The organism is Metallosphaera sp. D4-4, from assembly GCF_046245145.1.
GTDB classification, from domain to species: domain Archaea; phylum Thermoproteota; class Thermoprotei_A; order Sulfolobales; family Sulfolobaceae; genus Metallosphaera; species Metallosphaera sedula.
Genome location: NZ_CP176412.1, coordinates 1,592,230 through 1,607,188, shown reverse-complemented (window position 1 = coordinate 1,607,188; position 14,959 = coordinate 1,592,230). Strand labels below are relative to the sequence as shown.

Here is a 14,959-nt window from a genome sequence, read left to right as displayed (position 1 = left end):
GCCTTCACTTTGTGATCACCGCGTCTGCAATGTTTATCCACTTTATCTTATATCCTAGCTTATCCAAGACCTCAGTTATGAAATCTCCTCTCTCCTTCACGACTTCCTGAAGTTTTCTACCTGAAAAATTCTCCCTGGAGAGTTGTTCCATAAGCTTCTGGCTTACGTAGTAGTTTTTGAGAAGAACGTAACCTGGAAATTCCCTCAGATTTTTTCGGAGGAGATTCTCAGAAATACCGTACTTCATCGCCAGCTCCTTTATGGATATTACGTCACTCCCATCTAGCTCATATTCAACCTTCTTAGTTGGGAGCGACTGCTCAATTTCCCTTAAAACACGGTAAACTTTGGTTGGATCAATCTTTCTCTTAAAAGTAATAACTGGTAAATCGCCTATCTTACCTGATCCAAGTTCCTCACTTACAATGGGTATAACGAGAGCTTGAGTTCCCTGAAGCTTCTTAACCTTCTCCCTTAGGTATTCCTCTGTCCAAAAGCCCACAACCTCAAGGTAGACCCTTATCTCGTCCTTGATAGCTAGGAAATCGGGGAGGAATATCCTGCCGTTGACCACGAGCGGTCCAGGTTCCCTTTCCAGTTTCCAATCCTTGATTGTTCCCCTGAAGTTCCAGTAGAAGTCCTCCTCCACTGAACTATCAAAGAGCTTTCCCTGTTCTGGCCTTCCTCCAATCCATTCATTATTACTAACCTTCATCTGGTAAACCCTTCTCTTCCTCTTTCCTAGAATGATTTCAGCCTCAATGCTCCATCCTCCAGTCCCAATTACGTAAGGAACTAGAATGGCCAAGTTCCTTCCATATTTCTCTGAGGGCTTCAGAAGGGTATAGGGACCCATCACCTCTATCCTCACGGGGTTAGAGTACGCAGTATACATCAACCCAAGCCTCTTTACAGTTCTCAGAAGTTCCTTCCAGTTCCCCTCAGTGGTCAAGGTTACCTTGTACGACCTGAAAAGTATTGTCTGCAGTAGGGAAAGGTTATACTCCTTAACTATGTCCTCCGGAGGCGGTATCTCAACCCTGGAGATTACCTTGCTCTCGTCCATATCCCCAAACATGAATCTCTCCGCGTCTACCCCTAGCCTTCCGCTTACCTCCCTTAGTCTCCTTTCCCTTTCCTCTGGAGTCAGGGCAGGTCCCTTAGCAAAGAGCTCCTCCCTTATCTTCCTGGGATCCACGGGAGACTCACCAGATAGGTTAAGGTACCTCGAGATGACCCTATGAAGACCTCTCACCAGCTTAGCTCCCTGAGTCGTCTTACCGTACATCCTTTCCATGAGTTTTACGTTCTCCTCAACCTCACCGTACGTGATCCCAACCCTGTAGAAGGGAATCATCTCCTTGACTAGCTCAACTTCCCTTTCCCCAGCGAATGAGGGATAGATAACGTCTCCGTAAATCCTGAACCTGGCAAGTTCACTTGGTAGCACTGGATCTCCTCCTGCTCAAGTTATGATCAGTGGTACCCTTGGTCACAATCTCTATGAGAGTGGCAACCTTTCCCTCCTTTTTCCTCAAGATCCTCCCTAACCTTTGCATCATCTGCCTGGATGTTCCGTAACCGCCTAAAACTATGCCCACACTCGCATCGGGAACGTCTACACCCTCGTCAAAGACATTGGATGCAACGATCACCCTGTAATCACCGTTCTTGAACCTGGAAAGGATCTCCTGCCTTTCGTCCTTCGACGTGAGGTAGGTAACCGCGGGAACTAAGAACTCCCTAGAGACCCTGTAGGCCATGTCCACATCCCTTGTGAAGATGATGATCTTCTCATTGGCGCGTTCCTTCAGGATCTCCCTTAACTTGATCAGTTTACTTTCCGAGTTCACAGCAAGCCTCAATGACTCGTTCCAGGCCAGTAGGGCCTCCCTAGCTTCCTTATCCCTTCCAGCCATGAAGATGAATCTCTGGAAGTCCTTCGGGCCGGCCATCCTTATTTTTCTCCTTTTCAGAAAGGAGGTGAACTTGTTCCTTAGCTTCTCGTAAATTTCCCTCTCCTCCGGGGTTAGCTCCACATAAATCTTCTCGACCTTGAACTCTGCCAGGTACTTCCCTGCTAGCTGTGATGGAGAGAGCCTGATTAGGATGGGACCCACTACCTCCCTCAGGAGGACATGCCTACCATCTTCCCTCTCCGGAGTAGCAGTTAGTCCCATCCTGTAGGGTGAGGCCATCAACTCCCCTATGTTAATGTAACCTGTTGAGGGAAGATGATGCACCTCATCAAATATTACGAGAGGAAACCTGTTACCCAGCTTCTCCACCTTTGTGTAGGCAGAATCGTAGGTAATCACGGTAATTCCCTGAATGTTCTCCTCTCCTCCTCCCACAATTCCCGGCTCAACGCCCAGGGACTCCCTAATCCTATCACCCCACTGATGAAGTAACTCTATCGTGGGAACCACTACGAGTGTTGCCACCCTAAGATTGGCAATAGCCTTTATGCCCAAGGCTGTTTTGCCTGCACCCGTGGGTAATACCAACACTCCCCTCTTCTTGGACATCCAAGCCTTCATGGCCCTCTCCTGATAATCCCTAAGTTTCAGGGAGTCCTTCACGAGAGGAAAGGGGATGGGGTCCATTACCTCATCCTTGACCTCTATCCCTCCCTGTCTGAAGTACTCAAGCACCTGATAATACCTGTAGGCTGGGGCAATGTAAGCCTTAAACTCCTCGTTCCAACTCAGTGATGGCGCGTAGTGATCGGAGATGAGCAGACCCCTAAAATATTTCAGATGTACCAACCTTGATTCTGATTTAATACTTGACCTAAAGTTAAAAATTATTTGATGTTATCACTACACTATGAAAATAGAGCCAATAGCATTTGAGAGTCTAGGGGTTAGGTCACAGGCAACACTTGTGGAGACTAAGGACGTGAGAATTCTCATAGACCCCGCAGTGTCTCTAGCTCCTAGGAGATATGGGCTACCTCCCCATAGGATCGAGGTTGATACCCTTGTGGAACTTGCTAAGAAAATCACGGAGAAGGCCAGGGAGGCAGACGTATTGATAGTAACGCACTACCATTACGATCATCACGATCCAGGCTACGTCGTTCCAAAGGAGATATACAGGGATAAGGTGGTCCTGGTCAAGAACCCTGAGTCCTACATTAACCCAAGTCAGGGCAAGGTCAGGGCACCTAAGTTCCTCAGGGCGATAAAGGACCTGCCCAAGGAGATATCTTACGCAGACGGCAAGGAATACAGGTTCGGTAATACTAGAATCCTGGTCTCGCATCCAGTTCCGCATGGAGCTGACGTCAGGCTGGGTTACGTTATCCAAGTTTTCATTAAGGATGGTGACTCATCGGTCCTCTTCACTTCTGACGTCGAGGGAGTCCCTAGTGAGGAGCACGTAAAGTTCACCCTGGAAACTAAGCCCAACTTCCTTGTTATAGATGGGCCCCTCAGTTACCTGGTTGGCAGAGCCCTTACCGAGGATCAGTTACAGGTCTCGGTGAGGAACATGGAGAGGCTGGCGAAATCAGGGCTGGAAACCATGGTAGTGGATCATCACGTTCTCAGGGACCTAAAATATAGGGAGGTACTCTCAGGGTTGTATGACGTAGCGAAATCCTCTGGAGTAAAGGTGACCACGGCCGCTGAAATACTGGGGAGGGAGACCCTTCAGTTGGAGGCCAAAAGAAGGGAGCTCTTTGCCCAGGATAACTCACCTGCTAAAATACCCAGAAACCTTGCCTCGCTCCTCAGAATAGACCAGGAGGGATAGTAAATACCAGGGAAAGCGCGTATCCCGCCAAGTAACTTCCTATCAAGGCCAGGAGCCCTGTGGCTATCTGCTCCATAGCTCCTCTCCACTTGGGTAGACCAGTGTACTTAGTCGATGCGGAACCAAACACGCTGAGCGTTATCAGAATGAGAGCTACCGACAAAACCACCGCTACGTCGAAACCTATCTTGAACATCAAGTCTATTCCAAAGGGAACTAGGGGTATTACACCGCCTATCACAAGGTAGATAGCCATGATTAACCCAAGCTTAGCCGGTCTCTCAAATTCCTCTGGAAAGATCTTCAATTCATGAATCATCATTTCGTTAAGTACAACATCCTTGTTCCTCATGAGTATATCAGCTATTTTCTCGGCCTCTTCCCTAGAGAATCCCTTTTCCTCATAGAAGGTGATCAGTTCGCCTTTTTCCTTCTCTGGAAAATTTTGGATCTCGTAATCTTCCTTCTTTATCTCGTTGTTGAACACCTGCATCCTCACCCTGGTGGAGATGAACTCACCCACGCCCATAGAAAAGGCCTGCGCTATTGTAGCTATGAGGCCAGTAACCAGGACAAGAAGCGAATCGTGGGAGAAACCAGCTGCGCCAAGGGCAATGCTTCCTACCCCTATTAATCCATCCTGAACGCCAAAGACCTTGGTTCTGAATACGTCAGCCTCTTCTGTCTTATGCTGTACCTCCTTAGGTTCCATAACCCTGATTTATTCTAATTCATTTAAAAGAGTTGCTTGAATTACGATTTATCGTAGTTCACCTTATATGTATCTTCATCTACCCTGGAGATCAATCCCGAGTACACACCCCATTCAAGCAGAATCAATTGAAGTTCATACTTTCCTTCAGGCTTATTGTACGCCTGAACTCCCTTCTTTTCCAGGGCCTCCATGAGGGTGTCTAGCGTGAACTCTCCGAGTTCAACTGCGGTCATGAAGGGCTCGGTCTTAACCAAGCTCTCCTTGAGAATCTCCTTCCTTCTTCTGATGTTGGACTTAAGAAACTCTGCACCCTTGTCCGTTATGATGATGTCACCCTCACCCACGGTGGCAAAGCCCATGGAGTTCGCTGCATAAACAATGGGCATTAGGTCGTCTACGTCTACCTCCATCTCCTTCTCTATTTGATATAGGTCTGCCTTTCCACCAAATATATTCTGGAGAATCGAAAGTAATCCAAGGAGATCCGCTATTCTAGCATCGGAGCTAATTACGTTCATAACTACAACCTTATGTAAAGCTGAATATTTCAATCTTTCTTAGCTTGTTCAAGCATCCCTCGAGATCTCCTAAATACTCTATCCTTAACCCAGAGCGAAATATAGGCAATGGGGAAAACATAGAAGCCCATCACCATGAGTATATCTAGGAGTGTTATCCTAGGAGAAGAACCTAGTTGTGAAAGGGCCTGTAGATGGGCCTGGGACAAGGATGAGGAGAGTATGGCCATGATACCCAAGATTACCCCTAAATTTAGGGCCCATGTAATCCCCCTCTCAATAAGATACGAGAGGATCAAGAGAACTAACACGACCACGTAGGTGGACACGGATAACAGGGAGGGTACAGTTCCTACCAGGAGATATCCTCCGATAGCTAGGCAAACGGCAGAACCTAGGAGGAGAAGGGAGTAAATCTTCAACTCAACTTTACTTGTACCACCAAGAAAATAATGTTTACTTGAGATAGTTATCAGCAAGATTTATATTGGAGAGCCTGATCTAGATCATATGGCTAGCCTATCCAAAAGGCTCGAAATAAGGGAATCCTCGCTACCTGCCTACCTAGTTTTCAGTCAGTCCTTGGCATCCATTGCTCCTCTAAGCTCGACGGCGGCTTACCTAACAGCTACTCTTCTCCTGGCTGGAACCTCTAGTGGTATTGCCTCAATACTGGGCGTGTTGATGTACTCCCTTTGGGTCTATGTGGGATATCAGCTCTCGAGGTTTTTCCCATCTGAGGGAGGGACCTACACCTTTTCTAGACATATGTACCCTGAAAGGGTTGCAACTATTCTGGGATGGATGTACTGGGGGAGTTACATGTTTTACCTGATATCTACCTCAACTTACGCTACCGGAGTGCTTCTCCCTCTTCTAGGAGCACCGATTTCCATAGACCGGTTAATGGAGGTTGTGCTTCCATCAGCTATAGTACTGCTCATGATTACCGGGATCAGGCCACCGCTTTACTATAGTCTAGTAACTTCACTGGTGGAGATTGCCGTAATCGTGGTTCTGGGCATAACGGTGATTGCACATAGGGGGCTTTCCCTAGTCCCGTTAACGCCCTCCGCGGGACTGTCTCAGGTGTTAAGCGGGGCCATGGCCACCTCTTTCTCGATAGCTGGTGGTGGTGCTGCCTTCTTCCTGGGGAAGGAGGCTAGAGGAAAGGGAAAGACTGTAAGCAAGTCTTACCTGTTGGCATTTCTCCTTGCCTCCGGAGCCATAGTGTTCTCCTCGATTTACCTCGTAATAGCTGGAGGTTCAACTCAGGGAGTTGAAAACTTAGCCAATACCGGCTTTCCCGGTCTTACTGTCGCGAATCAGTACATGGGAGAATCCTTTGCCTCAGCAATGCTATTACTTACTGTGAATAGTTTAGTTGGCTCCCTAATTGCAGCCTACGTGGCCTTATCTAGACTGACCTTTTCCCTGCTTAGAACCAACTTACCAAAGTCTACCCTCATTGTGGGTTCCCTCTTCCTGGGAATAAACGGGGTAATAGCTGGTCTGGGGAATCTAGTGCAGTGGTATCAATACTTTTTCCTGGGCTCGTTAACCGCACTCTTCACCACACATGCCTCGCTTTCCCTAGGCCTTCCCAAGATCAGGAATAAGCTAGCCTTAAGCCTTCTCAAGTCCTTTCCGGGGATTCTCTCAGCCCTTCTCATGATGGTAGGCCTTTACTCCATTTACCTTGAGGTTGGAGAGGAACTGGTTGTGGGGATCTTAGCGTGTATAGTTCTCGTCATGGTAGGAGTGATTCAGGGCCTAATATCCCGAAGAGGGGAGGGAAAGAGTAATATTTCATGATCCCTCTTATAAGATCCTGCCATTCAACTATATTTATGTGAAACTACCCGAAGCGATAATTGAAATTGGGAAGGAGGCTCGAAACGAAGCCAATGATGCGCTTGAGGGAAAACTGGACGTCCAGGAAATCGTGAAGATACGACTAGATACCGCTGAATTTTACGTCGAGCAGGCCAGAGAAACACTAAAGGCCTCTCATGTTTTAGCTAGCGAAATGTTGTTCAAGGCAATAGTTGAGGGCATTAAGGCCTTGGCAGACTACTTCGGGATAAGAAAGGAACTAAGGGAACTTCCGATCTACTTAGAGGACATCCTTGGTGAATGGATAGGAAATGCGTGGGAGATTGGAAAAAGACTACACTATGACGGGTATATATTCGAGTTCCTTCAGCAGGATGATGTTCAGGAATATCTAAAATACGTGAAGGAGTTCGTAAATAACTGCAAGATAGCTGTTCTTTATTAATCGTCATGCTCTCCTTGGTATACAATGGACAAGTTAATACTTTGTTCCAGTTGCGTTTTTGTCACATTCCCGTTAGCTATTCCCGTAACGTAAAATTGAACTTCGTATATTCCCTTATGAAGCTCCACCAAATCTGACGGTGACGATAAAGTTAGTACAACGGTCCTATGATCTCCCTTTGACAGGTCTAGTATCGCAATAACATAAAGGGACTTTATTGTACTGTTAGTGCTCAATTTCAGTAGATATCTTCCAGAATGGTCCACAACAAACGTTTCGGTGAAATTGAGATTGAAGGGGTGGCCTTGAGGTGTTGAAGTCGGGGTCGTCGTGGAAATCAATTTCACCGAGGAGAACACTGTAAAACCTAGGGAAATGGCCAAGAGAACAATCACAATGAGGGTTCTCATTTTGCACCACCTTTTATCACGTACTTAACCTTTCCCCTCTCCCTGATCTCCTCCACGAGTCCTAGTGTTACTAGTTTCTTCACCCTCCTATACACCGTGGTTCTCGGGAGGAGTGACAACTCTGATATCTTATTTAGGTTATCAGCCCCTGCCCTTATGGCATCGAGTATCTTCATGTCCCTATCATCTAGCTCGTTGGGAGGGGTAATTTGAGGGGATGGTCTTCGTCTCCAAAGCAAATAGGCCAAGTAAGCTGTTACTCCACTGCTCACTCCCGTGGTATAAATGTAAGGGTTTAGGAATGGATTCTGATCCATGACGTAGTACAGGACGGTAACATTACCCCCACTAAACGTGATATTTACGTATTGTCCTTCCTCATTGAGGGACACTGGAGTGGGGGACATATAGGTGATCTTGGAGTTCAAGGGAAGAAGTACCGAGACTGAGGTTATATTGGGTTGAGAGATCTGTATAACTCCCTTGGTCTTAACGTGAAACTCGATCTCCGAGGTATTAATAGGGTAGACGTATTGCCCCTTTTCCACTACTCCCTGTGATGTGGCGAGGGTCCAATTGCTTGGAATGAGAATCCATTCGGGCTTGTTAAAATATAGTATGACTGTACCGTTATAGTAGAATGTTGCACTGACCTGTGAAATTGCAACTGGTAATAATGCCAAGACCATCACCAGCAGGAAGATTACCCTCTGAGACATGACAGTAACACCGCTATCCCAGTCAGGGCGATGATGGCAAAGTAGAATAGAAATGCAAGTACCACGGATAGGCTAGGATATGCTGGAGCTATAAATGCCATAAGCTTTAGCAAGTACTCAGCTGCCATGAATAAAAATAGAAATTATAAGATAAAAAATGTTGTCACTTCTTCCTTCTGAGCAAAATTAGAACAACTATAATGATTATAATCACTACAACAATGGCAATGTAAAATGCAGGGTTCTGGACGATCACTGATGTCAACGGAGGCGTTACAGTGACGAAGAAGTGATCATTTTGAACGAATGGGACAAGGGATCCTGTCTGGTTCCAAACTAGTGTCAGCGTCAATGGATATGAACCAACAGATGCTCCTCCGCTTACGTCGACCACGTAAGTAACGTTAATCTCTTGTCCAGGACCTATATCACCTAAACTCGACTCAGACGCGGTCAAGCCCTGTAAGGGATTGGATGAACTCACGTGAGGATATATTACGTCAGAAGTTCCAAGTATTGCCTTAACGTTCTTGGCAGTTGCGTTACCCACATTCTTAACAATCAAGGTAATGGGGACTTTAGTATCACCTGCCTGTAAGGATGGATATATTACTTTAACTATTGTTAGATTGGCCTTAGGATATACTGTCAAGGAGTAAGATTTGGTGTAACTCCCACCATCGTAGAATACTGTGAAATTAAGGTGGTACTGCCCTGGGCTGACAGAGTCCGGTACGTTAATGAGGAAGGACACATTTATGGGCACACCGGGAGGGATAGCCCCAATAGTCAGATTGTCTTGAGAAACCACTGGGAAGGGCGACTGTAGTAGGACATACGAGTTCTGTGCCGTGGCAGTTCCGTAATTGGTGATTACACCTTCAACCCTCACATCATAAAATCCTGGAAATACCTGAGGTGGCACGGTGAAAAGTGAGAGAGCTATCTTAGGTGGGTAAACGGTAACCGGAACGTACTCAGTTACATTAACTTGACTATAATGCATAATCACTGGTATGTAATACGTCCCAGGCGTCGCGTTGGGATATACGTTCACGGTTATTGTACCTTCGTTAATCTGACCTGCTGGAACTATCCCTATCATAAGAGAATTCTGGGTGAATTGAATGGGGAACTCCGAACTACTGACGTATAGCGAAACGTTGAGCGCATTTACATCACCTAGGTTTCTCACAATGAAGGTTAAGGGAAGATTAGTTTGACCTGGTGCAGCGGTCAAGGGTGAAGAGGTGGATCCCCAGACGCTGGATACTGAGAAAGTCTCGTAACCAACTATGGGAACAGTGATGAAGGTACTGATCACCTCTTTCCCTGAGAAATACTGGATTTGGGCGGGGACCTGGTATACTCCCGTGGTCGCGTTGGGGTAAACCGAGGCATAGGTTGTGACCTCAATGGGTTGTCCTGGCGGTAAGTAGCCTATGTTGAGGTAGTTCTGCATGAACTTGATGGGGTAGGTTGAGGTTAGGAGAAGAGAGGCGTTGGACATCTCCACGTTGCCCTGGTTGTCTATGATGAGTGTTATGGGAACGTTGTTGTCACCAGGTGCGACCAGTTGAGGCGAGGAGGGAGAACCCCAAACTGCCTGAACTGATGCCCTGGTGTAGCCTAGGATGGCGACAGGTACGTAAATGGTTTGCTTCTCGTCAAAGTAGTTTATAGTTCCCTTAACATAGTACACGCCAGGAGAGGCGTTAGAGTACACCGAGACAGTCAGCGTAGTTTCTGAGTAAAGTCCTGCAGGTATTATGCCAAGGTAACCGCTAGTTTGCAGGAAATGTAATGGGAACTCGTTCTGAGGGAAGGTAATTGAAACGTTGTCCACATTGACGTCGCCCAGGTTGTTGAGTATTATGGTGAGCGGAAGCCTCGCACTCCCAGCTCCGGCCACCAGGGGATTAGATGTACTTCCCCAGATTGTAGTGGCGGAGAAATTAGCGTAACCAGTAATTGGAATAGATATCGTAGTAGTTATCCTGGAATGTGAGAAATACTGGATTTGGGCGGGGACCTGGTATACTCCCGTGGTCGCGTTGGGGTAAACCGAGGCATAGGTTGTGACCTCAATGGGTTGTCCTGGCGGTAAGTAGCCTATGTTGAGGTAGTTCTGCATGAACTTGATGGGGTAGGTTGAGGTTAGGAGAAGAGAGGCGTTGGACATCTCCACGTTGCCCTGGTTGTCTATGATGAGTGTTATGGGAACGTTGTTGTCACCAGGTGCGACCAGTTGAGGCGAGGAGGGAGAACCCCAAACTGCCTGAACTGATGCCCTGGTGTAGCCTAGGATGGCGACAGAGGCATTGACAGTCTCATGGAATTTGTGAAATATCGAAATTGGTCCTGCGACCTTCAGGCTTATATTATAGACTCCGTTAGAGGCGGAGGTATTAATATTGTAGTAGTAAATTACGTTGATTACCTGCCCTGGATTCCATTGAAGTATTGATGTATTTTGTGTATTATTGTAATAATTTATAAGGGTGAAGGGATATACGCTAAATGCTGAGATATTAACATCATACAGTGCAAAATTGTTGGCATTAATCAAAGTGAAGTTGATTGGGACATCTGTCATTCCAGGAGCCAATGGTTCCTCTAGGGGTCTGGCGTACATTATAAAGTGCAACTGAGGAGAGGAAATTCCTATTCCGTAATCCACTGGAACAGTCGCGAAAAATGTTCCAAGAAGCAATAGTCCAGCTATTAACGTAATGTACAAAGACCTTGATGTCATGGTTGCTAAAGATATATCTTTAGTATTTAAAGTCATGTAGCGGTAAATGTTTCAGACGATTAGAGGAAGAGACAGGAAATACTTTGGTCTATTTACCCTTGAGTTCCCAGTAAGCTCTTTCGAAGGCTTTGTTTACAACGTCAAGGTAACGGGTAAGGTTCTTCATCTCATCAAGCCTTATCATAACTAGGAAAACATTAGTTGAACCATTCTTGTTATAGAATGATATCTCCGGTGGCTGGGCCTTCATACTCTTGAACTCGTCCTCGATGAGGTTGCGTGCTTTCTCCAACAGAAGGTTACCTGGCACGTCAGCATTAACCGTGAGTTCGTAGGGATAGGAAAATGACCCATCCTCCTTTAACTTGGTGAACACGGTGTTTCCAAGGAATGCCGAGTTTGGAACCTTAACCAAATTTCCCGAGATAGTCCTGACCTCTGTAAAGAGAAGGGTGACCCTTTCGGCCTCTCCAACTATGGGTGGAGACCAAATCCACGACTGTAGTATAACCGCGTCTCCAGGTCTCAAGGTTCTGCTTGATGTGACCATAACCCCAGATAGAATGTTGGAGACAACAGTTTGAGCAGCTAAACCTATGGCCACACCGCCCACCGCACCGCCTATGGCTGCACCAGTTAGATTCACCCCTAGGGCTGAGAGGATTGCCAACACCAAGAGAGTGTATAGCACGAGATCTACGACAAGAGATACGGTCCTCATGGTCACCTTATCGGCTCTTGAGGCCAAGTAGTTCTCTAAAGCGTATTTGATGATTCTAATGACAACGTAGCCTCCTATTCCTACGAGAGCAGCATCCAATCCGAGCTGCACATCATTAACGTATGGCACCAATTTGGAATTAGAAGCGATGAACGCTGATAAAATAACATGAAGAATGTAAACTAAGGCTCCAATTATTATTAGCAGAACAAGGATTCTTATTAGTGGTCTAGTAGAACTCATGGGTAATACACTAAGCTAGCATTTCATTTATTTTTTACTACCTTTTAGGCATGCCTCGATCAGTACATGGTTATAGTGACACCGAAACATTTCTACGGAATAACTCGATAATTTAAGAGTTGAAAGGATCTGCTACATGACCAGAACAAGTAATTTTTTCTACTTTCGGTTGGTTGGCATCGAGTGAAATTTATTAAAATGCCAAAACGGGAAAAGGACATTCACGTAGCCCTTGAAATTTCATCAGAGATCTTCTCGTCAGCCCTGGGAAAGTCCCTTGGCCTTCCAATTAACGAGGTCGAGCTAGTTAAATTAGACGATGGTAGATACGGCCTCTCCATGGATCGTCTAGAGGAATTTGAGGGAAATAACGTTACCAATCTTTTCGAGCTAGGGATGGCCTTACCCTTCGAAGAGTTTCTTCTGAATGTGGATCTCAAGAGGGAACATGTGTTGGCCAAGGATGGAAAAGGTCTAATCATAGACCACGGTCATACCTTAGACGCCTGGAAACCACTTTACTATGTGGAACAGATACTCTATAACCCCGTAACAAGGTTTGATCTTTGGGCAACAAGGGACTCACTACAGGAAGGGGTGGAAATAGTTAAGGGTATTAACGTCGATGAGGCCTCTAAGACGCTTAGAGAAGCAATGACGCGGGTAATGGACACTGGTATATGTAGCCTTTTCACCAGGCAGGTAATGGAGGAACATTTGCAGATATCCACAAAGATCCTGAGGCACAGGAAGGCCATAGTCCCAAGGTTTTACATCTAAACATCTGTCTTGTTTATTTAGATCCTATTGTTACTTTAATGCTTTATAACGAATGTTACCAATATTCTACCTATGGAGTGCGATGCGGCAGTAGTCTTGATTTTCAGGGATGATGGGAGATTCCTCTTAATTAAGAGGGCTGATCAGAAGGGAGATCCTTGGAGCGGACACATGGCGCTTCCAGGCGGGCACAGGGAGGGAAACGAAAGCTGTGAGACTACCGCTGTGAGGGAGGCGCAGGAGGAGGTAGGAATTACGCCCACAAACTTGAGCTATCTTGGAATGTACTCTCCGCACAACAGGGAAATGCGGGTTGCCGTGTTCGTTGGACATGCGACCTCTCCCCAGGTAAAGATAGATGGGGAGGTGGACAAGTGGTTTTGGGTTCATCCCAGCGAATTAAAGGAGGAAAAGGATCACTTTGTTTACCAGAGCTATATCATTTGGGGAATGACCTACAGAATACTAAAGGACTTCCTTTCAGCCCGGCAACGATCAAGTCATCAAGTCCAAGCCGTCGACCAGTCATCACTTAAGGAATAGGTTCTCATACTCCTTTACATATTTAACGCTTCTCTTCAAGTCACTGAATAACCTAGATGCCTCCTTGACGTCTTCTGCCTTAACTATACCCCTCCCGGCCTTCCTCGCTATCACCTGCGAGGGCTCCAGTAGCTGGATAGAGTATCTGAGGCTTTCCTCAGCAGCCATGTTTGTGAGCTCGTCTAGCGCAGCAGGTTCCAGCTCGATGTCTAATTCCTCTGCACGTATGGAAATGATTTCCCTGCTCTCTTCCTTACTGTACGGCCTAGTTGTTATAATGAGAAGCCTGTCAAGCAGATCCAGGGGCATGCCGTGAGGTGCCTCAACGTCCGTACCCCTTATCTTAGTTGTTCCCCTATTCGTGGCTAAAACTAGGATGGGAGCCAACTCCGCTTCCAGAGCCTTAGTGAGGAACGAGAAAGTCTCTATATCCAGCATGTGCGCGTCGTCTATGAACAACACCCCAGGTATGAGCTCGGCTGTACCCTTGTTAATCATGTCCTTCACGTAGGCATCTACCTGTTTCCTAATGTCCTGGCTCACCTCCCTCTCGCTCCAAAGGGAAAACAACGCTGTAATGGAGATGCTCTGGGCTGCGAGTGTTAGATCTAGGTCATAAAGGGTAAACGTATTAGTGAGCTCCTTCTCCTTCTTGACCGGTCCACTGGGGATCTCTACTGTCCTTGCGGTATCTATGTCAAAGGTCTTAGCTCCCTCAACGTCCTTAGCCTTTCCCACCTTGACTACGTTTCCTGTCTCCGCATCTATCCATATTACGTCGCCTTTCCTTATTCCCATCTTGCTAATCTGTTCAGCAATGGTTTCCCCAGCAGTGAGAGTCCTCTCCTCGTCCTTTGTGGCAAGCTTCAATTCCACCTCCCTAGGAATCTGAACGTAGGGATTTATCCTGCTCCTGGCAATCCTCATCTTAACGTCCTTTACTACTCCCTCGTAAACCATCCTTCTTTGTCTCACTCTCACGCCTATGGACTTCCTTAACGCTTGAGTGAGAACCTCGGTCTTCTTCAGGTCTACCGAGTAAATTTCCGAAGCGTTGAGGGTGTTGAAGGGTGTATCCTCACCCAATTCCTTGGCGATGCCCACGGCGAGAGCCGTCTTACCAGTTCCCGGTGGCCCCACGAGGAGGATGCCCTTACCTGCCATTTTACCCTGCTTTATTAACTGCACAACCACCCAGGCGGCTTCCCTAGCCTCGAGCTGTCCTACTAGGCCATCTGCCTTGAACTTAGCCTTTCCATTTTCGTCCACACCTAGACCTGTAATATGACTATGTATACTTGCTCTTCCAGTCTCAACTTTCCTAACTTCCTTTATCTCGGCCATGGGACATCTACTAGATCTTTACGTTGATATTTTTGAATTTAACTTCTGAAGTTGCGTAAATGGTCTGGCGGGAATTTCTAGGAAGTGGGTGAAGGGCGAGGGAAACCTTATAGCCTAGCCAACAACCTTTTTCCCTGTGATGATAACCTTTGGGGCAGAAATGTGAAGAGG

General features: G+C 46.6%; 16 protein-coding genes. 5 read left to right on the top strand and 11 right to left on the bottom strand.

Annotated elements, in window-relative coordinates; all coding sequences use genetic code 11:
• Nucleotides 1-4: 4 nt before the first annotated feature.
• Nucleotides 5-1,450 (bottom strand): DUF790 family protein, encoded by a 1,446-nt coding sequence (locus ACI49J_RS08735; protein ID WP_240255494.1) that lies wholly within the window; start codon nt 1,448-1,450, stop codon nt 5-7.
• Nucleotides 1,437-2,768 carry a DEAD/DEAH box helicase family protein gene (locus ACI49J_RS08730; protein ID WP_240255496.1) on the bottom strand — a complete coding sequence of 444 codons (1,332 nt, stop codon included), beginning with the start codon at nt 2,766-2,768 and terminating at the stop codon, nt 1,437-1,439. The genes ACI49J_RS08735 and ACI49J_RS08730 overlap by 14 nt, the downstream gene beginning before the upstream one ends.
• 61 nt (nt 2,769-2,829) lie before the next feature.
• On the opposite strand from ACI49J_RS08730, the gene ACI49J_RS08725 reads away from it, so the two are divergent.
• Complete coding sequence (locus ACI49J_RS08725) at nt 2,830-3,759, top strand: MBL fold metallo-hydrolase (RefSeq protein WP_240255499.1); 930 nt, start codon at nt 2,830-2,832, stop codon at nt 3,757-3,759.
• Here ACI49J_RS08725 and ACI49J_RS08720 read toward each other — a convergent pair.
• Genes ACI49J_RS08720 through ACI49J_RS08710 form a run of 3 tightly spaced genes read right to left on the bottom strand, consistent with a single transcriptional unit; the run spans nt 3,737 to nt 5,414 of the window.
• The gene (locus ACI49J_RS08720; RefSeq protein ID WP_240255501.1) at nt 3,737-4,471 is read right to left on the bottom strand and encodes a VIT1/CCC1 transporter family protein; all 735 of its coding nucleotides are present in this window, start codon (nt 4,469-4,471) and stop codon (nt 3,737-3,739) included. The two genes, ACI49J_RS08725 and ACI49J_RS08720, sit on opposite strands and share 23 nt — an antisense overlap.
• 41 nt (nt 4,472-4,512) lie before the next feature.
• Entirely contained in the window at nt 4,513-4,992 is a 480-nt protein-coding gene (locus ACI49J_RS08715; RefSeq protein ID WP_012020548.1) for an AAA-associated domain-containing protein, read from the bottom strand.
• 29 nt (nt 4,993-5,021) lie between these two features.
• Nucleotides 5,022-5,414: a hypothetical protein gene (locus ACI49J_RS08710; RefSeq protein WP_240255503.1), complete on the bottom strand. Its 393-nt coding sequence runs from the start codon at nt 5,412-5,414 to the stop codon at nt 5,022-5,024.
• 88 nt (nt 5,415-5,502) lie between these two features.
• Between ACI49J_RS08710 and ACI49J_RS08705 the strand changes: the two genes are divergently transcribed.
• Together ACI49J_RS08705 and ACI49J_RS08700 are read left to right on the top strand one after the other, a co-directional pair.
• Nucleotides 5,503-6,807 carry an APC family permease gene (locus ACI49J_RS08705; protein WP_240255505.1) on the top strand — a complete coding sequence of 435 codons (1,305 nt, stop codon included), beginning with the start codon at nt 5,503-5,505 and terminating at the stop codon, nt 6,805-6,807.
• Between the two features lie 37 nt (nt 6,808-6,844).
• Nucleotides 6,845-7,273 (top strand): PaREP1 family protein, encoded by a 429-nt coding sequence (locus tag ACI49J_RS08700; RefSeq protein ID WP_240255507.1) that lies wholly within the window; start codon nt 6,845-6,847, stop codon nt 7,271-7,273.
• Here ACI49J_RS08700 and ACI49J_RS08695 read toward each other — a convergent pair.
• The 5 genes from ACI49J_RS08695 to ACI49J_RS08675 all read right to left on the bottom strand — a co-directional run bounded on the left by ACI49J_RS08695 (nt 7,270) and on the right by ACI49J_RS08675 (nt 12,007).
• Nucleotides 7,270-7,683: a hypothetical protein gene (locus ACI49J_RS08695; RefSeq protein ID WP_012020552.1), complete on the bottom strand. Its 414-nt coding sequence runs from the start codon at nt 7,681-7,683 to the stop codon at nt 7,270-7,272. The two genes, ACI49J_RS08700 and ACI49J_RS08695, sit on opposite strands and share 4 nt — an antisense overlap.
• On the bottom strand, nt 7,680-8,402 hold the full coding sequence (locus ACI49J_RS08690) for a transcriptional regulator (RefSeq protein ID WP_240255510.1): 723 nt from the start codon (nt 8,400-8,402) through the stop codon (nt 7,680-7,682). Before ACI49J_RS08690 ends, ACI49J_RS08695 begins: the two co-directional genes overlap by 4 nt.
• Nucleotides 8,387-8,530, bottom strand: a complete 144-nt coding sequence (locus tag ACI49J_RS08685; RefSeq protein ID WP_155464922.1) for a hypothetical protein — start codon at nt 8,528-8,530, stop codon at nt 8,387-8,389. The genes ACI49J_RS08690 and ACI49J_RS08685 overlap by 16 nt, the downstream gene beginning before the upstream one ends.
• Nucleotides 8,531-8,565: 35 nt before the next feature.
• The gene (locus tag ACI49J_RS08680; protein ID WP_342780681.1) at nt 8,566-11,157 is read right to left on the bottom strand and encodes an S-layer protein; all 2,592 of its coding nucleotides are present in this window, start codon (nt 11,155-11,157) and stop codon (nt 8,566-8,568) included.
• Nucleotides 11,158-11,245: 88 nt separating this feature from the next.
• Nucleotides 11,246-12,007 (bottom strand): mechanosensitive ion channel family protein, encoded by a 762-nt coding sequence (locus ACI49J_RS08675; RefSeq protein ID WP_240254853.1) that lies wholly within the window; start codon nt 12,005-12,007, stop codon nt 11,246-11,248.
• Between the two features lie 312 nt (nt 12,008-12,319).
• Between ACI49J_RS08675 and ACI49J_RS08670 the strand changes: the two genes are divergently transcribed.
• Nucleotides 12,320-12,901, top strand: a complete 582-nt coding sequence (locus tag ACI49J_RS08670) for a hypothetical protein (protein ID WP_240254855.1) — start codon at nt 12,320-12,322, stop codon at nt 12,899-12,901.
• A gap of 72 nt (nt 12,902-12,973) precedes the next feature.
• Entirely contained in the window at nt 12,974-13,444 is a 471-nt protein-coding gene (locus ACI49J_RS08665; protein ID WP_240254857.1) for a CoA pyrophosphatase, read from the top strand.
• Here the strand turns inward: ACI49J_RS08665 and ACI49J_RS08660 are convergent.
• Nucleotides 13,430-14,788: a RuvB-like helicase gene (locus tag ACI49J_RS08660; RefSeq protein WP_240254859.1), complete on the bottom strand. Its 1,359-nt coding sequence runs from the start codon at nt 14,786-14,788 to the stop codon at nt 13,430-13,432. The genes ACI49J_RS08665 and ACI49J_RS08660 overlap by 15 nt on opposite strands.
• Nucleotides 14,789-14,959 lie beyond the last annotated feature (171 nt).